Source organism: Salinimicrobium soli (assembly GCF_048323655.1).
GTDB classification, from domain to species: domain Bacteria; phylum Bacteroidota; class Bacteroidia; order Flavobacteriales; family Flavobacteriaceae; genus Salinimicrobium; species Salinimicrobium soli.
This window is the reverse complement of the sequence record NZ_JBLUWW010000003.1, coordinates 804,124-829,137: the sequence shown is the minus strand read 5'-3', so window position 1 is coordinate 829,137 and position 25,014 is coordinate 804,124. Positions and strand designations below refer to the sequence as shown.

Below are 25,014 nucleotides of genomic sequence, written 5' to 3'. Positions count from 1 at the left end.
TGCTGGTTTTCTTTGGGTAGAATAGTAATTTTACCAAAACTTTAATAATGCAAGAAGCGTCATTTTCCGGAGTGATTCGGGTGGTTCTGATCATCCTGTTGATCTATTTCGGATTCAAACTTATAGTCCGCTGGTTTGGGCCTATGATTCTTAGGTATTTCTTACAGAAGATGGGCAAAAAATTCGGGGAACAATTTCAGCAATTTGACCATACAAGGAACACACAGAAGGAAGGGGAAGTGAGTATAGAAAAAGAACCCGAGAACTCCCGGAAATCAAAGAAAGACGTTGGGGAGTATATCGATTATGAAGAAATTGACTAATTTCCACTCCAAAACCCAGCTTTTATGACTGCAGGTCTTAAGAAATTCCTTCCGCACGTACTCGTTTTCTTTGGCTTTATAATAATCTCCCTCGCTTACTTTTACCCGGTACTCCAGGGCAAAGAGATCTTTCAAAGTGATATTGCCCAATATATTGGGATGGCCCGGGAACAAAATGATTTCCGTGAGGCGACCGGAGAAGAACCGTACTGGACCGATGCAGCCTTTGGAGGGATGCCCACCTACCAGTTAGGAGCCAATTATCCGCATGACTACATAAAACAACTGGATCGTACCCTGCGCTTTTTACCACGCCCGGCAGACTACTTATTCCTTTATTTTATTGGCCTTTACATTTTACTACTGGTCTTAAAAATTGATTACAGGCTTGCCTTTTTAGGAGCCCTGGCTTTTGGATTTTCCACCTACCTGATAATTATTCTGGGCGTTGGTCACAACGCTAAAGCTCATGCGATTGCTTACATGCCGTTGGTCCTCGGCGGAATTTTACTCTGTTTCAAAAGAAAGTATATCACCGGTTTTTTACTCCTGGCCTTCGGAATGGCTCTGGAAATAAGTGCCAACCATTTTCAAATGACCTTTTACCTTTTGCTTCTGGTGCTGGTAATGGGACTGGTATATTTGATCGATGCCTTCCGCAAAAAGCAATTACCGGAATTTTTTAAAGCAGTAGGAATAATGGCTATAGCAGTTGTTCTTGCTATTGGAGCTAACGCCACCAATCTAATGGCTACTCAGCAGTATGCCGAATTTAGTACCCGGGGGAAATCTGACCTTACCATAACTCCTGAAGGAGCTCCTGCTACAAATGAAGGTTTAGGGTATGACTATATTACCGAATATAGTTATGGTGTGCTGGAAAGTCTCAACCTTTTCATACCAAGGTTTATGGGAGGATCCAGTGCCGAAGATGTGGGAGTAAAGTCGAACATTTATTCCGCGTTGGTTCGAATGGGCGCCCCTCCTGTACAGGCGAGGCAGTTTGCCGAATCTGCGCCAACCTATTGGGGAGATCAACCATATGTGGGTGCTCCGGCATATATTGGTGCCACGGTACTTTTTCTGTTCGTTTTTGCATTGTTCCTGGTCAGGGGCAGGCTCAAATGGTGGCTTGTGGGAGGTGCGATACTCGCATTACTGCTTTCCTGGGGAAAAAACTTCGCCTTACTCACAGATCTGTTCATTGAGTATTTCCCACTTTACAATAAATTCCGGGCGGTTTCTTCCATCCAGGTGATCCTTGAATTATGTATTCCGGTGTTGGCCATTGTCGGACTTTCAAAATACATATTCTCTGAAGAGAACAGAGAAAGAAAATATCACGCCCTCAAATGGTCCGCGATTATAGTGGGAGGATTGGCAGCGATATTTTGGTTGCTGAAATCTACTTTTAGTTTTACAGGGCCAAGTGACGGTGCCATGCTTCAGCAAATCGGTCCTGATTTTGTCAGGGCTCTAAAAGAGGATCGAAGGGAGATCTTTGCGACAGACGCCCTTCGTAGTTTGATCCTGGTGCTTTTAACTGCCGGTGCTCTATGGCTGTTCATGAAGGAGAAACTGAAAAAGAACGGTCTAATGTTAGTTCTTGGCCTTTTAATAGTTTTTGATCTGGTAGGAGTGGATCGAAGGTATGTGAATGATGAAGATTTTATCCCTTCAAGTAGAATAGACAAACCTTTCCAGGCCACCAGGGCAGATCAGGAGATCATGCAGGATAAGGGACACTATCGCGTTTTTGATCTCTCCGGAAGTCCTTTTAATACCGCCAGAACTTCGTTCTTCCATAATTCGGTTGGAGGTTATCACGCCGCAAAACCTGGTAGAATGCAGGAGCTGTATGATTTTCACCTTTCTCAGAATAATTTGCAGGTGTTAAGTATGCTAAATACTAAATACTTTATTGTTCCCACTCAAGAAGGGGAAGTGGCACAGCAAAATCCTGAAGCCAACGGTAATGCCTGGTTCGTTAAAAATGTGCAGGTTGTGCAAAATGCTGATGAAGCCATTAAAACATTGGGTGAGATAGATACCAAGCGAACTGCAATAGTCACTGAAGATTTTGCGGAAATGCTTCCGGCGCAAGAATTTCCTGCTGATTCTACTGCACAGATCGAACTGGTCTCGTATCAGCCGAATGAATTGGTTTACAAGTATTCTTCCGGAGCTAAACAAATGGCAGTGTTTTCTGAAATATATTATCCGCACGGATGGCAGGCCTATCTTGATGGAAAAGAAGTGCCACATTTCAGAACAAATTACGTACTGCGCGCTATGATCGTTCCTGCAGGAGAACATACAGTAACTTTCCGGTTTGAACCCGAAGTGGTAAAGACCGGGAGCACTATTACTTTGGTGAGTTCTCTTCTCCTGGGATTGCTGTTGATAGGCGGAATTGTATACCAAACACGGGAATCATAAACCACCCAAAAAAGGGAAATTGGCAACCCATGAAAAAAGTTCTTATAGTAACTTATTATTGGCCTCCTGCCGGAGGTCCCGGGGTGCAACGATGGTTGAAGTTCGTTAAATTCCTTCCTGAATTTGGAGTGAAACCCATTGTTTATATTCCGGAGAACCCGCATTATCCTTTACAAGATCCGTCTTTAAATTCTGAGGTTCCTGAAAATTTAACCATCCTCAAAAATGCCATTTTTGAGCCTTATTCAGCAGCCGGACTTTTTTCTAAAAAGAACACCGAAACCATTAGCTCCGGAATCATTCCGGAGGAAAATAAGCAGGGATTTCTTCAAAAGCTGATGCTGTTCGTAAGAGGAAATTTCTTCATTCCCGATGCCAGAAAGTTCTGGGTGAAACCATCTGTCAAATTCCTTTCTGAATATCTCGAAGAAAATCAGATTGACACCGTAATTACTACCGGGCCTCCGCACAGTCTTCATTTAATTGGACTCGGACTGAAGAAAAAAATGAAAATTAAGTGGATAGCCGATTTTCGCGATCCGTGGACACAGATCGGGTATCATAAAAAGCTAAAACTACTGCCTTTTGCCCGCCGCAAACATGAGAGGCTCGAGAAGGAAGTTTTGCAAACCGCTGACCAGATCATTACAACCAGCTTTACCACCAAAAAAGAATTCGAAGAGCTCACCAATCGTCCCATCGAAGTTATCACCAACGGCTATGACCGGGAAAAGATAGAGCAAAAGCCGTTGGATGAGAAATTCAGCCTGGCGCATATAGGATCCTTATTATCTGAAAGAGATCCTGAAAACCTGTGGCAGGCCATCAAAGAATTGGTGTTGGAAAATGAGGATTTCGCCAATAATTTTGAGCTTAAATTAGTGGGAGCAGTAGGGGAGCAGGTTCTGGGGAGTATCCAAAAATGGGGTTTAAGAGCATATGTCGAAAAGATAGGTTATGTCTCGCATTCCGAAGCCCTGCAGCTTCAAAAAAGTGCACAGGTCCTGTTACTTATCGAAATTGACAGGGAGGAAACCCGTGGGATCATTCCGGGGAAGATCTTTGAATATATGGTGAGCGGAAGACCCATACTGGCGGTAGGACCGGAGAAGGCCGATATTGAGATCCTGGTCAAAAAGACGAATTCAGGTGCCTTTTTTCAATACTCTCAAAAAGAGGAGATCAAAGCTTTTCTTCTACAATGTTTTGAGGAATTTAAAAGAGGAGAACTAAAATCTCATCCAATCGGACTTCAGGAATTCAGCCGTAAATCCCTCACCGGAAAATTGGCCTCCTTAATTGAAAAAACTGACTTGAACTAATGGGAATTATAGTCAACCAGTCCGCTAAAAATCTTGTCACTACCTATGTAGGTTTTGGGATAGGTGCTATCAATACCCTTTTTCTCTATACGCATTTTTTGACTCCGGAGTATTACGGTCTGGTGGGATTCTTACTTTCGGCAGCCAACCTTATCTGGCCACTAATGGCCTTCGGGGTTCACAATACCCTGGTGAAATTCTATTCTGCCTATAAGACTAAAGAAGAGCAGGATAAACTTTTGAGCGTGATCCTGCTATTGCCGCTGGGAATCGCTCTTTTATTGGGCACGCTGGGTTATTTTTCCTACGGACTCTTACTGGACTATTTCTCTGACGGGAATACCCTGGTGAAACCGTATATCTGGATGATCTTTGTCATTGCAATGGCCACTGCGTATTTCGAGATCTTCTTTTCCTGGGCCAAGATCCACTATAAAAGTGTTTTCGGGAATTTTATGAAGGAGGTTTTTCACCGGTTGGGAATTTCTCTTCTCCTGCTTATGGTCTTTATGAAATGGCTTACAGTAAAAGAATTTGTGTTTGCTCTAAGCGGATTATTTGTGTTGAGAACTCTGGTCATGTTGCTTTATGCTTTCAAGTTATACCTGCCTAAAATCCATTTCAGTTTTCCTGCGAACCGGTCCTTTATTCTGAAATATTCTTCCTTGATCCTCATTGCAGGATCTGTAGCTATGGTTCTACTCGATCTTGATAAAGTTATGATCGAGCGGTTTTTACCCATCGAAATGGTCGCTGTATATGGGATCGCAGTGTACATCTCATCTGTAATTGCGGTGCCATCAAGGGCTATGCACCAGATCACTTATCCCATGACGGCAACTCTGCTTAACAATAGGGACAAAAAAGGATTGAAAGACCTGTATGAAAAAAGTTCTTTGAACCTGTTACTGGTCAGCGGACTTATTTTTTTACTGATTGTTACTAACGTTCATCAATTGTACCGACTCGTGCCGGAAGAATACCAGATCGACTTTTCAATTGTAGTTTTGATAAGTTGTGTGAAGCTGTATGACAGCCTTTTAGGGAACAATAACAGTATAATGTTCAATTCAGATTATTACCGGTTGGTACTTGCTGTTGGGGTATTCTTAGCGGGACTGGCTTTTGTGTTGAATCTACTTCTGATCCCCAATTTGGGAATTTTTGGAGCGGCATTAGCTACTTTTCTGGCCTTTGCAATATATAACACCGCAAAGATCTGGATCGTGTATCAAAAATTCCATATTCAGCCTTTTACCTTACAGACATTCTATGGTTTGGGAGTGATTATCTTATTCAGTTTTACTTTTTATTTCTGGGATTTTAACCTGCATCCGGTATTCAACATCCTTCTGAAATCCTTTATTATTATTGGTGCGTATATGCTGGTGATTTATTTTCTGAAGTTGTCAAAGGACATTAATGGACTTGTGAAAAAGTTTATCAAACTTCCATAAAAAAAGAAAGTCCCGACGCAAAATGCTGCCGGGAACTTTCCAACTAACCAACCAAAAAAATCAACTATTAATTTCCGCCGCGGGCACTTCTGCTGCTTCTGCGGCCAGTATTTTCTGAATTCTGCACTTCAGGCTGCTTTTGGGTTCTTTCAGCCCTTTTAGCCGATGTACGTTCTTGTCTGCTTTCTTTTACAACAGCTCTTCTTTCCTGCCTGGCAGGTCTCTCTGCACGTTGCCTTGCAGGAGCTTCAGTTCTTCTAACCTGTTGGGTTCTGTTATTAGCTTCGGAAGTAACTGTCCGTTGTTCTCTGGCATTTCCTCGTTGCCTTGCAGGTGCTTCGTTACTCCTAACTTGCTGCGTTCTTCTATTAGCTTCGGAAGTCACTGCCCGTTGTTCCCTGGCATTTCCTCGTTGTCTTGCCGCAGCTTCATTATTCCTTACTTGCTGTGTTCTTCTATTCGCTTCGGAAGCTACTGCTCTCTGTTCTCTTGTATTTCTTTGTTGCCGTGCATTTTCTGTCCGGGTCATTGAGCCGCGATCGTTTTGAACTGAACGAGACTGCCTGTTCCTGTAGACATCTCTTTGAGGGGATCGGGAATCGGAATAACTTCTTTGTCTGTCATTGCGGTCATTTCGAACCACTCTGATCTTTCGCGGGGAATTAGTAACCTCACCACGGTAATAAGAGGTGACCCGTTCTCCAGGCCTGTAATAACTTCTTCTGAAATCCTTTTTGTAATGCTTTTTATAGTACTTCTTATATGAAGAATACTTCATACGATGTGGATAATAATAAGCTCTGTACGGCTCATTATATACTATAGTAAAATGTGCCATTGGCCTGGTATAGTATCGATGCCATGGGCGGTAAATATAATTCCGGTTGTAGACATTGATGTATCCTGTATAATGGGTGTAATGATTGTGGTGATCATAATGCAGGAATAAATGGCCAACTCTTGCCAACCCACCAAAAGGATGGTAGTCAAGGGTAATTCGTCCTGCCTGAACAATTCTTCCGTAGTAATCATAATAGATAGGAACGTTCTCTATCTGGATCACGGCGCCAAAATCATCATACTGAACATAGGGATCGTAATTATAACCTGAATTGTAACTGAAATTTACATTGGGGGTTGAAAGGTTAATATTAAATCCATTTCTCTGTGGGTTGTAGTAGAAGTCGAATTGCCCGTCTGGATAAACGGCGAATTCCACACCATCCTCAACAAAAATGAAGGCCTCTCCATAAGGAGAACCCGGATAGTCTGATATGGTAGCAGCTTTAGCAGCAAAACCAATCACCAGAAACGAAAGAAATAAATAGATCTTTTTCATAAGAAGGGGAATTAAGGTTAAACAAGTGATTGGTGTAGTCTCTATTATAACTCAAAGGTTGTGCCAAAATTGTGTTAATAAGAAAACCCCGAGGTGTTAAAACACCTTCGGGGTTTCCAAACTAACCAACCAAAAAATTATTAATTACAACTTAAATCGTGAAAACTTAATCTTGCAACTTGTCAATTGTTTTTCAAAGGTTGTGCCAATTTTTATTATCGCTTGAAGTTTTCCAACTACAGCTTTTCCTTTAAAAAGGGTGCAGTAAATGAACTTTCAATCTCTGCAACTTCCTCTGGAGTTCCTGTAGCCACAAGGTGTCCGCCGGCTTCGCCTCCCTCGGGTCCAAGGTCTATAACATGATCTGCACATTTGACCAGATCCATATTGTGTTCAATTACAATAATGGAATGGCCTTTTTCTAAAAGCGCATTAAAAGACTTTAAGAGCTTTTGGATATCGTGAAAATGAAGCCCCGTAGTAGGTTCATCAAATATGAAGAGAGCTTTTTCTTTTGTATTTCCTTTGACCAGGAAAGAGGCCAGTTTAATTCGTTGGGCCTCTCCACCGGAAAGAGTAGAGGAGCTTTGACCGAGTTGTACATAGCCCAGACCCACATCCTGCAGCGGTTTAAGTTTTGAGGTGATCTTATCTTCTCCATTTTCTTTGAAGAAGTCCACTGCGTCATCAATAGTCATATTCAATACATCATCGATGTTCTTTCCGGCAAAGCTGACCTCAAGGATCTCCTTTTTAAAGCGTTTCCCGTTACAGGTTTCGCACACCAGGTGAACATCAGCCATGAATTGCATCTCAATAGTTACCTCACCCTCTCCTTTACAGGTCTCACAGCGTCCGCCATCCACATTAAAGGAGAAGTGCTTCGGTTTATAACCTCTTATATCACTGAGCTTCTGATTTGAAAAAAGATTTCGGATATCATCATAAGCCTTGATATAAGTTACCGGGTTTGAACGGGAAGACCTCCCGATCGGGTTCTGATCTACAAATTCAACAGTAGTTACATTTTTGAAATTACCCTCAATTTTAGTGAACTGCCCGGCCTTTTCACCATAACCTCCAATTTCCTTCAGCATGGCAGGATAGAGGATCTTTTTAACGAGTGTACTTTTTCCACTTCCTGAAACTCCAGTAACCGCGGTGAAGACGCCAAGGGGAAATCGGACGTCAATATTTTTAAGATTATTCTCCCGGGCACCAAGAATATCAACATAGTATTTTGAGGTCCTCCTTTTTTCCGGAACCTTTATTTCAAGAGTGTTGTTCAGATACTTTGCCGTGAGGGAATCGGAAACCAAAATATCTGAAAATTTACCGGTAGCCACGACCTCACCACCATTGGTGCCGGCTTCGGGACCTATATCAATTATTTCATCGGCAGCTTTCATGATGTCCTCATCATGTTCTACCACGATTACGGTATTTCCAAGATCTCTGAGGGATTTCAACACTTCAATCAATTTCAAAGTATCCTTTGGATGCAGGCCTATGGAAGGCTCATCTAAAATATACATGGAACCTACAAGGCTACTTCCCAATGAAGTGGCCAGGTTGATACGCTGCGATTCCCCACCGGAAAGAGTATTGGATTTTCGGTTTAGTGTGAGGTAATCCAATCCTACCTGTGAGAGAAAATGCAACCTGTTTCTGATCTCAGTCAGCAATCGCTTTGCGATCGCTGCATCTGAGGCTGATAATTCCAGGTCATCAAAAAAAGCGGAAACTTTATTGATCGGTTTCTCTACCAGTTCGGTTATTGTAGCACCACCTACCTTCACATAGTTAGCTTCAGGTCTTAGCCGTTTTCCTTTGCAGACCTGGCAACGGGTCTTTCCGCGATAACGGGAAAGCATCACCCTGTTTTGGATCTTGTATGCCTTTGATTCCAAAAAGGCAAAGAATTGATTAAGACCTTCAAAATATTTATTGCCATTCCATACAAGGTCCTTTTGTTCCTGGGTAAGCTCATAATAAGGTTTATGAATAGGAAAATCGAATTTATGGCTATTATTGACCAGTTGATCTCTGTACCAGCTCATGCTTTCTCCCCGCCACGGAAAAATTGCATTCTCATAGATAGATAAGCCCGTATTAGGAATCACCAGGTCTTCATCAATCCCTATGACATCTCCGTAACCCTCACATTTGGGACAGGCGCCATAAGGATTGTTGAAACTAAAAAGATGTACATTGGGTTCAAGGAAACTAATTCCATCCAATTCAAATTTATTGCTAAACTGTCTAATTTTATTATCCTTCAGGCTTTCAATAAAGACTTCTCCCTTACCTTCGAAAAAGGCAGTTTGCACGGCATCTGCCAGGCGGTTGTAAAAATCTTCATCCTCTTTGGTTACGATCCGGTCCACAACCAAGTAAAGTCCCTCTTCTTTAACTTCGGAAAGATCGGCCTCATCAATTCTCAGTACCTGATCATTATATTTTATACGGCTGTATCCCTGTTGCAGAAGAACCTTCAGTTTTTCTTCGGGAGTCCTGCTATTCTCTACATGAACAGGTGCTAATAATAGCATTTTTGAGCCTTCAGGAAAATCTTTGATATAATTGACCACATCGGTTACGGTGTCCTTTTTAACTTCATCTCCTGAAATAGGAGAGTAGGTCTTTCCGATTCGGGCAAATAGCAATTTCAGGTAATCATAGATTTCCGTAGAAGTCCCTACTGTAGAGCGAGGATTGGTGGAATTCACCTTTTGTTCAATGGCAATAGCAGGAGCAATCCCTTTGATCGATTCTACCTGCGGTTTGTTTAGTCGGCCAAGGAATTGTCTCGCATATGAGGAAAGACTCTCCACATAACGCCGCTGACCTTCAGCATATAAGGTATCAAATGCCAGGGAAGATTTTCCGGAACCAGAAAGCCCGGTGATCACCACTAATTTATTCCGCGGAATAAGGACATTAATGTCTTTCAGGTTATGGAGTTTGGCTCCTTTTATTATAATATTCTTCCTGGGATCTGCTGCAGAAACATCTACGATCATAGTACAATTTATTGTAAGGATGCAAAGATACTTAAACTCTGAAATAATATTGGTGTGAGTGATGATCGAAGTAACAGTCTGAAAGTTAAATTGTTAAAAACATTAACCTTTTATTTGTATATGTAAAAATTTTACTGTTATATTTGCTGTAACAGAACCTAACCAAATCTTTTGCCTATAGCATAAAGTTACTTTTGAACTAGAAAACTAACCTCCGGGCCAACCCCAACAGCCTGACAAAAGTGACTCTTATGGAAAATATTGAGGCAAATGATGCTTTTCTCGTAAAAAGCTACATCGAAGGAAATGAACATGCTCTTTCGATTCTGATCAACCGACACCAGCACAGAATTTACAGCTTTATCTTCTCAAAAGTCTTTGATAAAGACACTGCAGAGGACATTTTTCAGGATACCTTTATTAAGGTAATTCGTACACTGAAAAGAGGAAAATATAACGAAGAAGGTAAATTTTTGCCATGGGTGATGCGTATTGCCCACAATCTGGTCATTGACCACTTCAGGAAAAATAAGAGAATGCCCAAATTTGAGAACAGCGGCGACTTCAATATTTTTTCTGTACTCAGTGATTCCGGATTAAATGCTGAAAAGCAGATCATAAAAGATCAAATTGAAGCTGATGTAAAAGAGCTCATAAAAGAACTTCCGGAAGATCAATTGGAAGTGCTTATCATGAGGATCTATAAGGATATGAGCTTTAAGGAAATCTCAGAAAGAACCGGAGTAAGCATCAATACTGCCTTGGGAAGGATGCGATATGCACTTATTAATTTGAGAAAAGTTATCGAGAAGCATAAATTAGTTTTGACTAATTAATACAATAATAAAAACATAATGCCGTTATCAAAGGGAATCCTAATTGACAGATAATGGCAAAACTTTACTCTGAGAACTCACCCGAAAAAGTGAAAGAAATGTCCCCGAAAAAGGAAACAATTGATTTCCTTTTGAACTATTCTAAGGCGCTGAGGGTTAGCACCTATAAGAAAATACAATTCGAAAGTTTTATCAACTAAACTTTGATGGACCCGACTAGCCCCGGGTCCTTTTTTTATAGTATTCGTCCAGGACAGATTTTCTTCCAATCGTCCTGGTTATTACGTCTTTTTCCAGATCCCAACCTCTTGCCGGCGAATATTCCCTTCCATACCAGATGATTTGTAGGTGGAGCTCGTTCCATAATTCCTTGGGAAAAAGCCTTTTTGCATCCTTTTCTGTTTGAACAACATTCTTTCCGTTGGACAGGTTCCAACGGTACATGAGCCGGTGAATATGGGTATCCACCGGGAAGGAAGGAACATTGAAGGCCTGTGACATCACTACACTGGCTGTCTTATGACCAACTGCCGGTAATTCTTCCAGCGCATCAATATCTGCAGGGACTTCTCCATTGTGTTTTTCTATCAGGATCTTTGATAAGCCGTAGATTCCCTTGGCTTTCATGGGAGATAAGCCAACGGGTTTAATGATCTCCCTGATCTCTTCTTCCGAAAGTCTGATCATGGCGTGCGGGTTATCAGCTTTTGCAAAGAGCAGGGGAGTGATCTGGTTCACCCGCACATCTGTACTTTGTGCTGAAAGCAGGACGGCTATCAAAAGGGTGTAAGGATCTTTATGGTCTAAGGGAATGGGTACGTTTGGGTATATTTCCTGGAGGGTATCTATTACAAATTGGACTTTTTCCTGCTTGTTCATTTATGCTTAACTTTGGTACAAAAGTAACCAATATGACGACATTACAAGCAGGGGATAAGGCTCCCCAATTTTCAGCGAAAGATCAGGATGGTAAAACTCATAGCCTCGAAGATTACAAAGGCAAAAAACTGGTAGTATTCTTTTACCCGAAAGCAAGCACCCCGGGATGTACTGCCGAAGCCTGTAATCTGAGGGATAACTGGAAACGCTTCCAGGAAAATGGATATGAAATACTAGGAGTAAGTGCAGATTCAGCCAAGAGACAACAGAATTTCAAAGACAAGTACGATCTACCCTTTCCTTTGCTGGCTGATGAAGACAAAGAGGTGATCAATGCCTTTGGAGTTTGGGGTCCGAAGAAATTCATGGGAAAAGAGTACGATGGAATTCACCGAACCACTTTTGTTATTGATGAAAAAGGGAATATTTCTGACGTAATCTCTAAGGTAAAAACCAAGGAGCACGCTGACCAGATCCTATAAATTATTCTGAAATTTCTACTTTTTGGAGAGTAGCAATACTGTCACAATTCTCAAAGAGAAGTTCCAGATCATATTTCTGACTTCGGCCGGTAACCAGATAGATATTACAGGAATCCAAATGTGTCTGACTTCGGCCGAAGTCTACATCTCCTTTTTGCAGAATAGTAGTAATTTCGGAAGTATCGATCTTCAAAGTCCTTAATTTTTCCGCAGCAGCTTCAGAATAAACCCGTTCTTTAATGCGGATATTTTTAAGCACCCGTGCATCGGGTCCATAATCGCAGGAAGTTCTTTTACCACTTAGGAAAAAGGCAAGGATCACCAGTCCTATGGCAAATCCGCCCAGGTAAAAACCCAGTCTGTGAATAAGTTTCATGTATTAGAATATTAGGAGGTTGATATCCCTGTAGGAGAGATCAAACCATTCTGCAATTGATTTGTTGGTCAAAATTCCGTGGTAAAAGTACAAACCATTTCGCAGACCTTTGTCAAAACGAAGCGTATTTTCGAGTCCGCCCTGTTCTGCAATATGTAACAGGTAAGGGGTGAAGATATTACTAATGGTCAAAGAAGAAGAGCGGGCATATCTAGAGGGAATATTGGGTACACAATAATGCACCACGCCATGTTTTACAAAGGTAGGCTTATCATGAGTGGTAATTTCACTGCTTTCAAAGCAACCGCCCATATCGATACTTACATCGATGATCACCGCTCCTTTTTTCATATTCTCCACCATAGTTTCGGTAACAAGAATAGGACTTCGGTCTTTTCCCCGTACAGCTCCAATGACCACATCACATCTCTTTAAAGCTTTAATGAGGTTCTTGGGCTGAATAGTGGAAGTATGTAGAGGTCGGCCGACGTTAGCCTGTACGGCTCTTAAACGGGTAAGGGAATTATCAAAGATCTTGATGTTTGCTCCCAAACCTAAAGCAGAACGGGCTGCAAATTCACCTACTGTACCGGCTCCTAAAATAACCACCTCAATAGGAGGGACTCCGCTGATGTTCCCGAACATTAAACCATTTCCTGCCGGATTGTTGCTCATTATTTCAGAGGCAATCAGGATAGATGCAGTTCCGGCTATTTCACTTAACGCCCGTACTGCCGGATAGGTCCCATCGTCATCTTTGATAAATTCAAAGGCCAGGGCTGTGATCCTTTTGGAAGCAAGCTTTTGAAAATAACTTTTTTGTTGAGTCTTTAACTGAAGTGCAGAAATGACCGTGGTCTGCGGATTAATAAGGTCGAGTTCCTCGAGAGTGGGTGGCTCCACCTTGAGGATCATGGGGCATGAAAATACTTTTTTGGTGTTGTTGGTGATCTCTGCACCGGCTTCGGAATAATCCCGGTCACTGAAGCGAGCTCCCTCTCCCGCCTTCGATTCTATTAGCACCCGGTGACCATGAGCGGTCATGGCCGCCACAGCATCAGGGCTTAGGCAGATCCTTTTTTCCTGGTATGCGTTCTCTTTGGGAATTCCAATAAAAAGTTGGCCTTTGTGCTTATAGACTTCCAGGGTCTCTTCCTGCGGAATCAATTGTTCCTTGGTAAAAGGGGAAACTTGTTCAGTCATAATTTTTAGTAAGAAGAATTAAATTACGACTTTTTTAAAGAGAAAAACAAAATCTAGAGTTTTACGTAATAATCTTCCTGCACATCATTAGTGGAAGTTTCTTCATCTCTAAAATCTTTGATCTCATTATACTCTTTATCTGAAAGAGGCGAAAATGGAGAAATGTTTTCCCGTTCTATTTCAGAAAGATCAATTCCATAGATGCGATCAAAGATCTTTATACGAATTAAATAGACTAAGGATAACACAACTATGAAAAATGGGGCCAAATAAAGTAATTGGTCGCTATCCATATATCTTCCAAAATCAAGATAAACATCTTGGTAAAAGACTATTAATAATTGATAGCTATACATTATGATCGGTACAAGAATAACATGATACCACCAGTGCTTACAAGTGAAAAACCAAATCATTAAGAGAAATAAAGGAGTAATTTTCCCGAGATAGGTCCACATTGCAACATTTACACTTTCATAGTACTGACTTTCATATATAAAAAAAGAATTTTCCCAGACGCGACCTTCTGGGAAAATTTCATAGAGATAAAATAAATATGGTGAAAATGCTATGAGAAGCGCAATAATACTACCCAGCAGCAGGAATTTTGATCTTTGTTTTGTCGACAGCTGTTTTTTGAATTTCATTCTTGTCGTTGTTATCGGTGGTGGAAGTTACAAATAAAGTTGCTCCAAAAATTGATACGGCGAATAAGATAGCTTTGATTTTCATAATATAAGTTTTAAATAGGTTGTGCTTGTTCGATTTGTTAAGACAAACCTATAAAAAACTAATCCGCTAATTATTAGTACATTATTCGTACTTTTGCGCCCTTTTTGAAGGAAAAATCTCTATTTTCTTAAAATATTGTATTAAAACAAAATTAGTTAAAATAATTTTATATTCGTTTAATTGCTGCTCTTCCTTACCTTTTTACCTGCAAATTAAAAAAAACGAAAGAATATTCTTACACGGACTACTTTTTTATCCTAAGAATTTTCTTTCAAAAATTAACATAACTTTAACTTTCTAAGGCCTTTTTCCTGTACTTTTATTTCCAGTTTTTGATGCTTCTCTTCTATAAAATTGGGAATTTTTTCCGGCCACTCAATAAAATTCCAGGCATCTTCCTGTAAATATTCTTCAAAACCCATGTCCCAGGCTTCCGATTCATCTTTTATTCGATAAAAATCGAAGTGATGTACAAGTCCTTTTTCGGTGTCATAAACATTTACCAATGAAAATGTAGGACTGGATCCTGGATCTTCAGCTCCAAGAGCTTTGATCATTTCCTTAATCAGAGTGGTTTTTCCTGCGCCCATTTCGCCGTAGAATAAAATAGTTTTACTACGGGATTTCTTTAAAATCTCACGCGCAACAGATTCTATTTCAGATAGAAGAAAAGTTACTTCCATTTAAAAGTGTAATGATTTGGGATGGTAAAGATATGTAAATTATTGTTAACGAGGTGATAAGACCGTAAATGGAATGATCATTTCCTCCATCGATACTCCTCCGTGCTGGAAGGTATTGCGATAATAACTCACGTAATGATTGTAATTATTGGGATAGGCAAAGAACAAATCTCCCTTTGCAAAAATGAAAGAACTGCTCATATTTATTGTAGGAAGATGAATGGTCTTCGGGTTTGGAGCGGCCAACACATCCTTCTCTTCATAAGTAAGGCTTTTGCCTGTTTTGTATCTAAGGTTTAGACTTGTTTGTTTATCCCCAATAACTTTTGAAGGGTTCTTTACATTGATGGTACCGTGGTCTGTGGTAAGGATCAATTTGAATCCTAGATTCTGTGCCTGCTGAATGATCTCCAGTAACGGAGAATTTCTAAACCAACTATGAGTAAGGGAGCGATAAGACTTATTGGTAGAGGCCAATTCTTTTATAACCTCCATTTCAGTCTTTGAATGTGAAAGCATGTCTACGAAATTGTAAACCACCACCGTAAGGTCATTCTCCTTCTGACTCCGGAAATTCTCCACCAGTTTTTTACCCGACTTAAGGCTGCTTATCTTGTGGTACTCATATTTAATATTAACTCCAAGGCGCTTCAACTGCCTTTGAAGGAATTCGGCTTCGTGTAAATTCTTTCCGCCTTCATCGGTATCATTTTTCCAAAGGTCCGGGTATAACTTTTCCATTTCGCTTGGCATCAATCCTGAAAAGATCGCGTTTCGCGCATATTGTGTAGCCGTAGGCAGAATACTGAAAAATGGTTCTTCTATTTCCTTTTTATAGTAGTTATTGATCACCGGTTCAAAAGCTTTCCATTGATCATACCTCATATTATCGATCACCACCAGTAGAGTAGGTTGGTCATTACTCAGCTGTGGAAGTATCTTTTCCTTGAAAAGAGTGTGCGACATTATAGGAGCATCTGCATCTTTTTCGAACCATGTTGGATAATTCTTGTCAATGAATTTGCAGAACTGTGAATTGGCTTCGGTCTTTTGAGACTCCAGGATCTCAAACATGCCGGTGTCTTCAATGTTTTCTAGTTCGAGTTCCCAATAGATGAGTTTCTGGTACAAATCTGTCCACCCTTCATAACTATTGATCATCGCCATATCCATGGCGATCTTTCTAAATTCCTGCTGATAGCTGGAAGTGGTCTTTTCTGAAATCAACCGGGAGTGATCCAGGTTTTTTTTGATGCTAAGGAGGATCTGGTTCGGGTTTACCGGTTTTATCAGGTAATCGGCGATCTTGGAGCCAATGGCTTCTTCCATTATATATTCCTCCTCACTTTTGGTGATCATCACAACAGGTACATTTGCCTGCTTTTCTTTTATTTCAGAAAGAGTTTCAAGTCCGGTTAGCCCTGGCATATTCTCATCCAGGAAAACAATGTCAAAATTCTCTTTTTCGATCTCCTCTAAAGCTTCGGTTCCGCTCTGGCAGGTATACACCTGGTAATTCTTACTTTCCAGAAAAAGGATATGAGGTTTTAACAGATCAATTTCATCATCCACCCACAGTATTTTGATATTGTTCATATATGTATATTTGTTGACATTAATTATAAAAATTCCGGCTTGCTCTCAAGAAACAAACTAAAGATTTTAAACGATCCAATTTACGGATTTATTACGATACCAAACGAACTCTTGTTCGATATCATTGAGCATAGATACTTTCAAAGGCTCCGTCGTATTTCGCAGATGGGTCTTTCATATCTGGTTTATCCGGGAGCACACCACACAAGGTTTCATCATGCTTTGGGCTGTTTGCATCTTATGCAGAAGGCGGTGAGGGTTTTACGTCTCAAAGGAGTAGAGATTTCTGAAGAAGAGGAGGAAGCCCTGCAAATTGCTATTCTGTTGCATGACATTGGGCACGGACCTTTTTCTCATGCCATGGAACATAGTATAGTTGAGGGAATAAGCCATGAAAACATTTCCCTGATGTTTATGAAGGAGATGAACAGGGAGTTTAAAGGCAGGCTGGACCTGGCGATCGAAATCTTTAGTGGAAAGAACAAAAGGAAATTTCTCTGCCAGTTGATCTCCAGTCAGCTGGATATGGACCGGATGGATTACCTGAAGAGGGATAGTTTCTTTTCCGGAGTGGCCGAGGGAAATATCAACAGCGAGCGACTTATCAGTATGCTCACCGTGGTTAATAATGAATTAATGGTAGAGGAAAAAGGGATCTATTCCGTAGAAAAGTTCCTGCTCGCCCGCCGACTCATGTATTGGCAGGTTTACCTGCATAAGACCGGTGTGGTTGCAGAACAGTTGCTCATCAGGGTTCTTCAGAGAGCTAAGGAATTGGTGGAGGAAGGTAGCGATCTGCACGCCAGCTCGGCCCTTAATTACTTTCTGGAAAATCAGATCACGGCTGATAATTTCACTTCCGAAACACTTGAAGTTTTCTCCAGGCTTGATGATTACGATATACTTTCGGCTATGAAAGAATGGGCGCATCATGACGATTTCGTGCTGAGTAACCTCTGTAAAATGATCATTAACCGTGATCTTTTAAAAATAAAACTTCGGAAGAATCCCATTAAAGAAGAGCGACTTGAATCTCATATTCAAAAACTGAAAGATAAATATGGCATTTCTGAAAGGGAAGCTGAGTTTTTTGTCTTCAGCGGAGATATCTCAAACCTTGCTTATAAACAGGAAGACGAGAAAATACATATACTTTATAAGACCGGAAAAGTGACCGATGTTGTTAAGGCTTCAGACAACTTTAATCTCGAAGCACTCTCAAGGCCGGTGACCAAATATTATATCTGTTATCCTAAACAGAAAGATTAGCGCATTTTTTTTACTTTTGCCAGAATGAAGTTTACAGCAGCCCAAATAGCAGGTATCTTAGAAGGGGATATCAACGGCGACCCAAATGTAGAGGTCGACAAGCTGGCCAAAATTGAGGAGGGCACCAAGGGTGCAATCACTTTTTTGGCCAATCCTAAATACACTTCTCATATATATTCGACTAAAGCATCTGTTACAATAGTAAGTAAGAGCTTTACTCCTGAAGAAGAACTTTCCACTACCTTAATTAAAGTAGAGGATCCTTATAAAGCGTTTTCCAAATTGTTGGAATATTATAATCAGGTAAAACTGAACAAGACCGGAATTGAACAACCAAGTTTCATTTCTGAAAGTGCTGAGTATGGAGAAAACCTATACCTTGGTGCGTTCGCCTATATTGGTGACCAGGTGAAATTAGGAGATAATGTAAAGATCTTTCCAAATGCATTTATTGGAGATAATGTAAAGATTGGCAACAATGTGCTGATATTTCCGGGAGCGAAGATCTATTCTGAAACTGTTATCGGTAACAACTGCGTGATACATGGTGGAGCTATAGTCGGTGCAGATGGTTTCGGATTTACGCCAAATGAAAAAGGAGAATATTCTAAAGTACCGCAAACAGGTAATGTCATTATTGAGGACAATGTGGATGTAGGCGCAGGCACCACTATTGATCGTGCAACTTTAGGATCAACTATAATTCGGAAAGGGGTGAAGCTGGACAACCAGATCCAGATCGCTCACAATGTGGAGATAGGAGAACATACCGCAATTGCCGCTCAAACAGGTATAGCAGGTTCCTCAAAAATAGGAAAGAACTGCCTGATTGGTGGGCAAGTTGGAATTGTAGGTCATATACAAATTGGAGATCGCGTGAAGATCCAGGCCCAGTCAGGGATCGGAAGGAATATTAAGGATGATGAAGTGATACAGGGATCCCCGGCATTCGGATATGGGGATTACAACAAATCCTACGTGCATTTTAAGAATTTACCTAAAATAGAAGATCGCTTAACTCAAGTAGAAAAAAATCTGAAGAAGAATGGCTAAACAACGTACCATAAAGAAAGAGATTTCTTTAAAAGGGGTAGGACTTCATACAGGTGATGAAGTAACTCTGACTTTTAAACCGGCACCTGTCAATCACGGATATACGTTCGTGAGGACAGATCTCGAAGGTCATCCCGTAGTTGAAGCCGATGTGGCTAATGTTGTAAGCACTCAAAGAAGTACCAACCTCGAGAAAGATGGTGTAAGCATCATGACTTCAGAGCATGTGCTGGCGGCTTGTGTAGGTTTGGAAATTGACAACCTGGTCATCGAATTAGACGCTTCTGAACCTCCAATAATGGACGGGTCTTCCAAGTTCTTTGTCGAGGCACTTGAAGAAGCAGGGATCGAAGAGCAGGATGCCGAGAGAGATGAATTTGTGGTGAGTGAAGTGATCTGCTATACCGATGAAAAAACAGGAAGTGAGATCCTTGTGATGCCTGCAGAGGAATACCAGGTTACCACTATGGTGGATTTTGGCACCAAAGTATTGGGTACACAAAACGCCACTTTAAACAATATATCTGACTTCAAGGAAGAAATTGCGGATTCCAGGACCTTCAGTTTCCTTCATGAACTGGAAACTCTTCTGGACCATGGACTAATAAAAGGAGGTGATCTCAATAATGCTATTGTTTATGTGGACAAAGAAATAAGTCCTGAAACTATGGAGAAGTTGAGAGGAGCTTTTAAAAAGGATAATATTGCGGTAAAACCAAACGGTATCTTAGATAACCTTACTTTGCATTATCCCAATGAAGCTGCTCGTCACAAATTGCTTGACGTGATAGGAGATCTTGCCCTGGTTGGAACCCGTATAAAAGGTAAGGTGATCGCTAATAAACCCGGTCACCATGTCAACACCGAGTTTGCCAAGAAGCTTTCCAGGATCATTAAAGCAGAAAAGCGAAATAATGTTCCAAAATACGATCTGGACCAGGAGCCGCTTATGGATGTGAACGAAGTGATGAATATTCTTCCGCACCGTCCACCGTTCGTATTGGTAGATAAGATCATTGAGCTTACAGATACTACTGTGGTAGGTGTCAAAAATGTCACTATGAACGAACCTTTTTTCGTAGGACATTTCCCTGGAAAACCGGTAATGCCCGGAGTTTTACAGGTCGAGGCAATGGCCCAGACCGGCGGAATTCTGGCCTTAAAATCGGTTCCAGATCCTGAAAATTATCTCACCTTCTTTATGAAGATCGACAATGTGAAGTTCAAACGCCAGGTAGTACCGGGTGATACCTTGATCTTCAAACTGGAATTACTTGCACCTATTAGAAGAGGAATTTGCCAGATGCAGGGTTATGCATATGCTAACGGAAAGCTGGTTACCGAAGCCATTTTAATGGCCCAAATCGTAAAACAAAAATAGATACCATGAATCAACCCTTAGCATACGTACATCCCGGAGCCAAGATCGCGAAGAACGTAGTTATTGAGCCTTTTACCACTATTCATAATAATGTGGTAATTGGAGAAGGCACCTGGATAGGATCGAATGTTACTATAATGGAAGGGGCTCGCATCGGGAAGAATTGTAATATTTTTCCGGGAGCAGTCATATCAGCCATTCCGCAGGATAAGAAATTTAATGACGAAGATACCACTACAGAAATTGGAGATAATACTACCATTAGGGAGTGTGTAACCATCAACCGTGGAACTACCGACAGGATGAAGACCAAGATCGGGAAGAACTGTTGGATCATGGCATATTGCCATATCGCACATGATTGTGTGGTGGGTGATAACTGTATCTTTTCGAATAACAGTACTTTAGCCGGACACATCAATGTGGGTGACCACGTGGTACTGGCTGGTATGGCGGCAATTCAGCAATTCTGCAGCATTGGGAGCCATGCCTTCGTAACCGGTGGTTCTTTGGTGCGAAAAGATGTTCCCCCCTTCGTAAAGGCAGGTCGTGAGCCACTTTCTTACGTGGGAGTAAATTCAATAGGACTACGCAGAAGAGGTTTCTCTACGGAAAAGATCCGTGAGATACAGGATATTTACCGTATCCTTTATCAGAAGAATTACAACAACTCACAGGCAGTCGCTATTATTGAAGCTGAAATGGAAGCGACTCCCGAAAGAGATGATATTTTAGAATTTATCAAGAATTCCCAGCGCGGAATTATGAAAGGATACTTTAGTTCAAATTAACAATAAAAGAAATGGCAAGTACAAGTGATATCAGAAATGGTCTATGCATCCGTTATAACCATGACATATACAAGATCATTGAATTTTTACACGTAAAACCGGGTAAAGGACCGGCTTTCGTGCGTACCAAACTGAAAAGTGTAACTACCGGAAAAGTAATTGATAACACCTTTTCTGCAGGACACAAGATCGAAGACGTGAGGGTTGAGACCCACAAATTCCAGTTCCTTTATAATGATGGTGAATTTTACCACTTTATGAACACTGAAGATTATACTCAGATCAGGCTTACAGAAAATGCTTTGGACGCTCCCGGACTTTTAAAAGAAGGTGAAGTGGTGACCATCTTGATCAACACTGAAGATCAAATGCCGCTTTCTGTTGAAATGCCTGCCAGTGTGATCCTGGAGGTGACTCATACAGAACCTGGTGTTAAGGGAAATACCGCAACTAACGCTACAAAACCTGCGACGGTAGAGACTGGAGCCGAAGTGAATGTTCCCCTGTTCATTAACGAAGGCGATAAGATCAAGATCGAAACCGAAAAAGGTACTTACAAAGAAAGAATAAAGGAATAGAGAAAAAGGGCATTGAAAAATGCCTTTTTTCAATATCTATAGTTCCATAAATTCTATGAAATTTCCTCATAAATATACGCTCGGGCAGATTGCCACCATCATTTCTTCGGAATATGTGGGAGATGAAGATTTTCCCGTTCTCGGGATGAATGAGATCCATGTTGTAACACCGGGTGATATTGTTTTTGTCGATCATCCCAAGTATTATGACAAAGCATTGAACAGTGCGGCCACTGTAATTCTTATCAATAAGAAAGTGGAATGTCCCGAGGGAAAAGCGCTTCTTATTTCTGATGATCCGTTTAGGGATTTCAATAAACTGACGAAATACTTTAAACCATTTGAAAGCGCTTCTGCTACCGTGGCTCCTTCCGCAGAAATAGGGGAAGGAACAGTGCTGCAGCCAAACGTGTTTGTTGGTAATAATGTCAAGATCGGGAAGAACTGTCTTATCCATGCCAATGTAAGTCTTTATGACAATACTGTAATTGGTGATAATGTCACCATCCATGCAGGTACTGTATTGGGAGGAGATGCCTTTTACTATAAGAAGCGGCCGGAAGGTTATGATAAACTGATTTCCGGAGGAAGGGTGGTAATTAAGGACAATGTGGATATTGGAGCAAATTGCACCATTGATAAAGGAGTTTCAGGAGATACCACTATTGGAAAAGGCACAAAGCTGGACAATTTGATCCAGGTGGGCCACGATACCATAATCGGTGAAAATTGTCTAATTGCTTCGCAAACCGGTATTGCAGGTTGTGTGGTAATCGAAGATGGAGTGACCATTTGGGGACAGGCAGGTTTCCGTAGTGGTATAGTGGTCAGAACAGGAACTGTTGTGATGGGACAGGCCGGAATTACAAAATCAACTAAAGAAAATACTGTATATTCGGGCAATCCGGCGATGGAATCCCGGGAATGGCTTAAAGAGTTGGCTCTTTTGCGCCGATTGCCTAAATTGATGGAAAAATTAAACAGTTGATATGAGCTTAGAACCGAAAGATTGCGTAGAAAAATTCTATTCTTCTGACTTTTACAAAAATCCCGAATCTGTAGAAAAATACCTGCACCCCGATGTGCAATTGTTCTGGAATAGCAGTGCAGGATTTCATAAGCTCAACTTCCAGGAAATTGCAAAAATGTCTAAAGATCTTTCGGGATCTTTTGATACCCTGCGTGCAGATGTTAGTCACTTGTTAAGTGATAATGATATGGTGACCATCCGGTTCACGTATTATGTACGCACCATTGAAAATCCGGAAGAAGAACTTCCCATGGCCCATTTCATCTCCATCTGGCAAATTAAAGATGGTAAAATGTACAAAGGACATCAAATAAGTCAGCAGGCTGATGACAGCCCTGAAAATCTCAATTCTTTCCTGCCAACTAATTAATAAAACACTTTAGGTTTCTTTAGTAAAAACCTACTTTTGTAACTCAAAAATTCAATAATCAACTATGAGCGTTTTAGTCAATAAAGATTCAAAAATAATTGTTCAAGGATTTACCGGAAGTGAAGGTACTTTTCACGCCGGACAAATGATAGAATACGGAACAAACGTTGTAGGTGGGGTGACTCCCGGAAAAGGTGGTCAAAAGCACCTGGAAAAACCTGTTTTTAATACTGTTGCTGAAGCAGTAAAAGAAACCGGAGCAGACGTCTCCATTATTTTTGTTCCACCGGCATTTGCAGCCGATGCTATTATGGAAGCTGCTGATGCAGGCATCAAAGTTATTATCACTATTACCGAAGGTATTCCTGTAGCCGATATGATCAAAGCTGCAGATTATATAAAAGACAGAGACTGCCGTTTGGTAGGACCTAACTGTCCTGGAGTTATCACTCCCGAAGAAGCTAAGGTTGGTATTATGCCGGGCTTTGTCTTCAAAAAAGGAAATGTTGGGATCGTTTCAAAATCTGGAACCCTTACTTATGAAGCAGCAGATCAGGTTGTAAAAGAAGGTCTAGGTATCACCACCGCTATTGGTATTGGAGGAGATCCAATTATTGGAACCACTACCAAAGAAGCTGTTGAACTATTGATGAACGATGACGAAACTAAATGTATCGTTATGATCGGAGAAATCGGTGGACAACTTGAGGCTGATGCGGCCCGTTGGATCAAAGAGAACGGAAACAAAAAGCCGGTTGTTGGATTCATCGCCGGAGAAACTGCTCCAAAAGGACGTACTATGGGTCACGCCGGTGCGATCGTTGGAGGAAGTGAAGATACTGCCGAGGCTAAAAAAGCCATTATGAGGGAGTGTGGGATCAATGTTGTTGATTCTCCTGCCGAGATCGGTAAAAAAGTAAAAGAAGTTATGGGATAATTTATCCCGTGTTACCATAAGAACCTCCGTGGTTTGCTGATCCACAAATCAGGAACTTCCGGAGGTTTTTTTATGGTAAACAACTCGTTTTACTATATTTGATTCAAATTGAGTACTGACCACGAAAACCGAAAAATAAACATGAAACTTTTAGAAGGAAAAAATGCCATAGTTACCGGTGCCAGTAGAGGTATTGGAAAAGGAATTGCCGAAGTATTTGCTAAGCATGGAGCCAATGTGGCTTTTACGTATAGCTCTTCTGTAGAAGCAGCCAACCAGCTTGAAAAGGAACTTCAAGAAATGGGGATCAAGGCCAAAGGTTACAAATCAAATGCTGCTGACTTCAAGGAAGCCGAAGAACTGGTGAAAAATGTACTGGAAGATTTCGGAAGTATTGATATCCTGGTGAACAATGCCGGAATTACAAAAGATAACCTGTTGATGCGAATGAGCGAAGAAGATTTCGACAAGGTCATTGAAGTAAACCTGAAATCTGTTTTCAACATGACCAAGGCTGTTCAGCGTACCATGTTGAAGCAACGCAAAGGAAGTATCATCAATATGAGCAGTGTGGTGGGAGTAAAAGGAAATGCCGGCCAGGCGAACTATGCTGCTTCAAAAGCTGGGATGATCGGCTTCTCCAAATCAATGGCTCTTGAGTTGGGATCACGTAATATTCGTACCAACGTGATCGCCCCTGGATTTATAGAAACCGAAATGACCGGAAAACTTGATGAAAAAGTTGTGGAAGGCTGGAGAGAAGCAATTCCATTAAAAAGGGGAGGAACTCCCGAAGATATCGCTAACGCATGTGTCTTCCTGGGAAGTGATCTCAGCGCATATATTACCGGGCAGGTCATCAATGTTGATGGCGGAATGCTCACCTAAAAGATCTTGTTCCCGCTTTTAACCAAA

The 25,014-nt window shown here is 41.1% G+C and carries 24 protein-coding genes; 15 read left to right on the top strand and 9 right to left on the bottom strand.

Features of this window, described 5'->3' with window-relative positions; translation table 11 throughout:
- Positions 1-47: 47 nt before the first annotated feature.
- The 4 genes from ACNORC_RS13210 to ACNORC_RS13195 are packed head-to-tail and all read left to right on the top strand — an operon-like array spanning position 48 to position 5,541.
- Positions 48-323 carry a DUF4834 family protein gene (locus ACNORC_RS13210; RefSeq protein ID WP_418336127.1) on the top strand — a complete coding sequence of 92 codons (276 nt, stop codon included), beginning with the start codon at positions 48-50 and terminating at the stop codon, positions 321-323.
- Between the two features lie 24 nt (positions 324-347).
- Positions 348-2,762, top strand: a complete 2,415-nt coding sequence (locus ACNORC_RS13205) for a YfhO family protein (protein WP_418336126.1) — start codon at positions 348-350, stop codon at positions 2,760-2,762.
- A gap of 29 nt (positions 2,763-2,791) precedes the next feature.
- Positions 2,792-4,084 carry a glycosyltransferase family 4 protein gene (locus ACNORC_RS13200; RefSeq protein WP_418336125.1) on the top strand — a complete coding sequence of 431 codons (1,293 nt, stop codon included), beginning with the start codon at positions 2,792-2,794 and terminating at the stop codon, positions 4,082-4,084.
- Positions 4,084-5,541, top strand: coding sequence for a lipopolysaccharide biosynthesis protein (locus ACNORC_RS13195; protein ID WP_418336124.1), 1,458 nt, complete (start codon positions 4,084-4,086; stop codon positions 5,539-5,541). The genes ACNORC_RS13200 and ACNORC_RS13195 overlap by 1 nt, the downstream gene beginning before the upstream one ends.
- A 67-nt stretch (positions 5,542-5,608) precedes the next feature.
- Here the strand turns inward: ACNORC_RS13195 and ACNORC_RS13190 are convergent, their stop codons facing one another.
- Both ACNORC_RS13190 and uvrA read right to left on the bottom strand, forming a co-directional pair.
- Entirely contained in the window at positions 5,609-6,880 is a 1,272-nt protein-coding gene (locus tag ACNORC_RS13190) for a hypothetical protein (RefSeq protein WP_418336123.1), read from the bottom strand.
- A 236-nt stretch (positions 6,881-7,116) separates the two neighbouring features.
- Positions 7,117-9,903 (bottom strand): excinuclease ABC subunit UvrA, encoded by a 2,787-nt coding sequence (gene uvrA, locus ACNORC_RS13185; RefSeq protein WP_418336122.1) that lies wholly within the window; start codon positions 9,901-9,903, stop codon positions 7,117-7,119.
- Between the two features lie 251 nt (positions 9,904-10,154).
- On the opposite strand from uvrA, the gene ACNORC_RS13180 reads away from it, so the two are divergent.
- Entirely contained in the window at positions 10,155-10,739 is a 585-nt protein-coding gene (locus tag ACNORC_RS13180) for an RNA polymerase sigma factor (RefSeq protein ID WP_418336121.1), read from the top strand.
- Positions 10,740-10,955: 216 nt separating this feature from the next.
- Here the strand turns inward: ACNORC_RS13180 and ACNORC_RS13175 are convergent, their stop codons facing one another.
- Positions 10,956-11,618 (bottom strand): endonuclease III domain-containing protein, encoded by a 663-nt coding sequence (locus ACNORC_RS13175; RefSeq protein WP_418336120.1) that lies wholly within the window; start codon positions 11,616-11,618, stop codon positions 10,956-10,958.
- Between the two features lie 32 nt (positions 11,619-11,650).
- Here ACNORC_RS13175 and bcp point away from each other — a divergent pair, with 32 nt between their 5' ends.
- Entirely contained in the window at positions 11,651-12,100 is a 450-nt protein-coding gene (gene bcp / locus ACNORC_RS13170) for a thioredoxin-dependent thiol peroxidase (protein ID WP_418336119.1), read from the top strand.
- A gap of 1 nt (position 12,101) precedes the next feature.
- On the opposite strand, the gene ACNORC_RS13165 is transcribed toward bcp, so the two are convergent.
- From ACNORC_RS13165 to porX, 6 genes are all read right to left on the bottom strand, one after another.
- A complete protein-coding gene (locus ACNORC_RS13165; RefSeq protein WP_418336118.1) occupies positions 12,102-12,476 on the bottom strand; it encodes a hypothetical protein in 375 nt (124 codons plus the stop codon).
- Positions 12,477-12,479: 3 nt separating this feature from the next.
- Positions 12,480-13,679, bottom strand: coding sequence for an alanine dehydrogenase (locus tag ACNORC_RS13160; protein ID WP_418336117.1), 1,200 nt, complete (start codon positions 13,677-13,679; stop codon positions 12,480-12,482).
- A 53-nt stretch (positions 13,680-13,732) separates the two neighbouring features.
- On the bottom strand, positions 13,733-14,035 hold the full coding sequence (locus tag ACNORC_RS13155; RefSeq protein WP_418336116.1) for a hypothetical protein: 303 nt from the start codon (positions 14,033-14,035) through the stop codon (positions 13,733-13,735).
- Between the two features lie 232 nt (positions 14,036-14,267).
- Positions 14,268-14,411, bottom strand: coding sequence for a hypothetical protein (locus ACNORC_RS13150; RefSeq protein ID WP_418336115.1), 144 nt, complete (start codon positions 14,409-14,411; stop codon positions 14,268-14,270).
- A gap of 278 nt (positions 14,412-14,689) precedes the next feature.
- Positions 14,690-15,094 carry a tRNA (adenosine(37)-N6)-threonylcarbamoyltransferase complex ATPase subunit type 1 TsaE gene (tsaE, locus tag ACNORC_RS13145; protein WP_418336114.1) on the bottom strand — a complete coding sequence of 135 codons (405 nt, stop codon included), beginning with the start codon at positions 15,092-15,094 and terminating at the stop codon, positions 14,690-14,692.
- 45 nt (positions 15,095-15,139) lie between these two features.
- Positions 15,140-16,690 carry a T9SS response regulator signal transducer PorX gene (gene porX, locus ACNORC_RS13140; protein WP_418336113.1) on the bottom strand — a complete coding sequence of 517 codons (1,551 nt, stop codon included), beginning with the start codon at positions 16,688-16,690 and terminating at the stop codon, positions 15,140-15,142.
- 39 nt (positions 16,691-16,729) lie between these two features.
- On the opposite strand from porX, the gene ACNORC_RS13135 reads away from it, so the two are divergent.
- The 9 genes from ACNORC_RS13135 (at position 16,730) to fabG (ending at position 24,987) form a co-directional block, all read left to right on the top strand.
- Positions 16,730-17,959, top strand: coding sequence for an HD domain-containing protein (locus ACNORC_RS13135; RefSeq protein WP_418336112.1), 1,230 nt, complete (start codon positions 16,730-16,732; stop codon positions 17,957-17,959).
- A 24-nt stretch (positions 17,960-17,983) separates the two neighbouring features.
- Positions 17,984-19,012 carry a UDP-3-O-(3-hydroxymyristoyl)glucosamine N-acyltransferase gene (gene lpxD, locus ACNORC_RS13130; RefSeq protein ID WP_418336111.1) on the top strand — a complete coding sequence of 343 codons (1,029 nt, stop codon included), beginning with the start codon at positions 17,984-17,986 and terminating at the stop codon, positions 19,010-19,012.
- Positions 19,005-20,393 carry a bifunctional UDP-3-O-[3-hydroxymyristoyl] N-acetylglucosamine deacetylase/3-hydroxyacyl-ACP dehydratase gene (locus tag ACNORC_RS13125; protein ID WP_418336110.1) on the top strand — a complete coding sequence of 463 codons (1,389 nt, stop codon included), beginning with the start codon at positions 19,005-19,007 and terminating at the stop codon, positions 20,391-20,393. The genes lpxD and ACNORC_RS13125 overlap by 8 nt, the downstream gene beginning before the upstream one ends.
- Positions 20,394-20,398: 5 nt before the next feature.
- Positions 20,399-21,184, top strand: coding sequence for an acyl-ACP--UDP-N-acetylglucosamine O-acyltransferase (lpxA, locus tag ACNORC_RS13120; protein ID WP_418336109.1), 786 nt, complete (start codon positions 20,399-20,401; stop codon positions 21,182-21,184).
- A gap of 11 nt (positions 21,185-21,195) precedes the next feature.
- Entirely contained in the window at positions 21,196-21,762 is a 567-nt protein-coding gene (gene efp, locus ACNORC_RS13115; RefSeq protein WP_418336108.1) for an elongation factor P, read from the top strand.
- Positions 21,763-21,817: 55 nt separating this feature from the next.
- Complete coding sequence (locus ACNORC_RS13110; protein WP_418336107.1) at positions 21,818-22,750, top strand: UDP-3-O-(3-hydroxymyristoyl)glucosamine N-acyltransferase; 933 nt, start codon at positions 21,818-21,820, stop codon at positions 22,748-22,750.
- A gap of 1 nt (position 22,751) precedes the next feature.
- A complete protein-coding gene (locus ACNORC_RS13105) occupies positions 22,752-23,162 on the top strand; it encodes a nuclear transport factor 2 family protein (protein WP_418336106.1) in 411 nt (136 codons plus the stop codon).
- A 64-nt stretch (positions 23,163-23,226) separates the two neighbouring features.
- On the top strand, positions 23,227-24,099 hold the full coding sequence (gene sucD, locus ACNORC_RS13100; protein ID WP_418336105.1) for a succinate--CoA ligase subunit alpha: 873 nt from the start codon (positions 23,227-23,229) through the stop codon (positions 24,097-24,099).
- Between the two features lie 141 nt (positions 24,100-24,240).
- Complete coding sequence (gene fabG / locus ACNORC_RS13095) at positions 24,241-24,987, top strand: 3-oxoacyl-[acyl-carrier-protein] reductase (protein ID WP_418336104.1); 747 nt, start codon at positions 24,241-24,243, stop codon at positions 24,985-24,987.
- Positions 24,988-25,014 lie beyond the last annotated feature (27 nt).

What these genes read in the sequence shown, in the direction of transcription:
- lpxA (WP_418336109.1), top strand. Translation starts at nt 20,399, where the DNA reads ATGAATCAACCCTTAGCATACGTACATCCCGGAGCCAAGATCGCGAAG.
- ACNORC_RS13200 (WP_418336125.1), top strand. Translation starts at nt 2,792, where the DNA reads ATGAAAAAAGTTCTTATAGTAACTTATTATTGGCCTCCTGCCGGAGGT.
- ACNORC_RS13110 (WP_418336107.1), top strand. Translation starts at nt 21,818, where the DNA reads ATGAAATTTCCTCATAAATATACGCTCGGGCAGATTGCCACCATCATT.
- ACNORC_RS13125 (WP_418336110.1), top strand. Translation starts at nt 19,005, where the DNA reads ATGGCTAAACAACGTACCATAAAGAAAGAGATTTCTTTAAAAGGGGTA.
- ACNORC_RS13180 (WP_418336121.1), top strand. Translation starts at nt 10,155, where the DNA reads ATGGAAAATATTGAGGCAAATGATGCTTTTCTCGTAAAAAGCTACATC.
- ACNORC_RS13210 (WP_418336127.1), top strand. Translation starts at nt 48, where the DNA reads ATGCAAGAAGCGTCATTTTCCGGAGTGATTCGGGTGGTTCTGATCATC.
- fabG (WP_418336104.1), top strand. Translation starts at nt 24,241, where the DNA reads ATGAAACTTTTAGAAGGAAAAAATGCCATAGTTACCGGTGCCAGTAGA.
- ACNORC_RS13155 (WP_418336116.1), bottom strand. Translation starts at nt 14,035, where the DNA reads ATGTATAGCTATCAATTATTAATAGTCTTTTACCAAGATGTTTATCTT.
- ACNORC_RS13165 (WP_418336118.1), bottom strand. Translation starts at nt 12,476, where the DNA reads ATGAAACTTATTCACAGACTGGGTTTTTACCTGGGCGGATTTGCCATA.
- uvrA (WP_418336122.1), bottom strand. Translation starts at nt 9,903, where the DNA reads ATGATCGTAGATGTTTCTGCAGCAGATCCCAGGAAGAATATTATAATA.
- ACNORC_RS13150 (WP_418336115.1), bottom strand. Translation starts at nt 14,411, where the DNA reads ATGAAAATCAAAGCTATCTTATTCGCCGTATCAATTTTTGGAGCAACT.
- ACNORC_RS13160 (WP_418336117.1), bottom strand. Translation starts at nt 13,679, where the DNA reads ATGACTGAACAAGTTTCCCCTTTTACCAAGGAACAATTGATTCCGCAG.
- lpxD (WP_418336111.1), top strand. Translation starts at nt 17,984, where the DNA reads ATGAAGTTTACAGCAGCCCAAATAGCAGGTATCTTAGAAGGGGATATC.
- ACNORC_RS13105 (WP_418336106.1), top strand. Translation starts at nt 22,752, where the DNA reads ATGAGCTTAGAACCGAAAGATTGCGTAGAAAAATTCTATTCTTCTGAC.
- efp (WP_418336108.1), top strand. Translation starts at nt 21,196, where the DNA reads ATGGCAAGTACAAGTGATATCAGAAATGGTCTATGCATCCGTTATAAC.
- ACNORC_RS13190 (WP_418336123.1), bottom strand. Translation starts at nt 6,880, where the DNA reads ATGAAAAAGATCTATTTATTTCTTTCGTTTCTGGTGATTGGTTTTGCT.
- tsaE (WP_418336114.1), bottom strand. Translation starts at nt 15,094, where the DNA reads ATGGAAGTAACTTTTCTTCTATCTGAAATAGAATCTGTTGCGCGTGAG.
- ACNORC_RS13175 (WP_418336120.1), bottom strand. Translation starts at nt 11,618, where the DNA reads ATGAACAAGCAGGAAAAAGTCCAATTTGTAATAGATACCCTCCAGGAA.
- sucD (WP_418336105.1), top strand. Translation starts at nt 23,227, where the DNA reads ATGAGCGTTTTAGTCAATAAAGATTCAAAAATAATTGTTCAAGGATTT.
- ACNORC_RS13195 (WP_418336124.1), top strand. Translation starts at nt 4,084, where the DNA reads ATGGGAATTATAGTCAACCAGTCCGCTAAAAATCTTGTCACTACCTAT.
- ACNORC_RS13205 (WP_418336126.1), top strand. Translation starts at nt 348, where the DNA reads ATGACTGCAGGTCTTAAGAAATTCCTTCCGCACGTACTCGTTTTCTTT.
- bcp (WP_418336119.1), top strand. Translation starts at nt 11,651, where the DNA reads ATGACGACATTACAAGCAGGGGATAAGGCTCCCCAATTTTCAGCGAAA.
- porX (WP_418336113.1), bottom strand. Translation starts at nt 16,690, where the DNA reads ATGAACAATATCAAAATACTGTGGGTGGATGATGAAATTGATCTGTTA.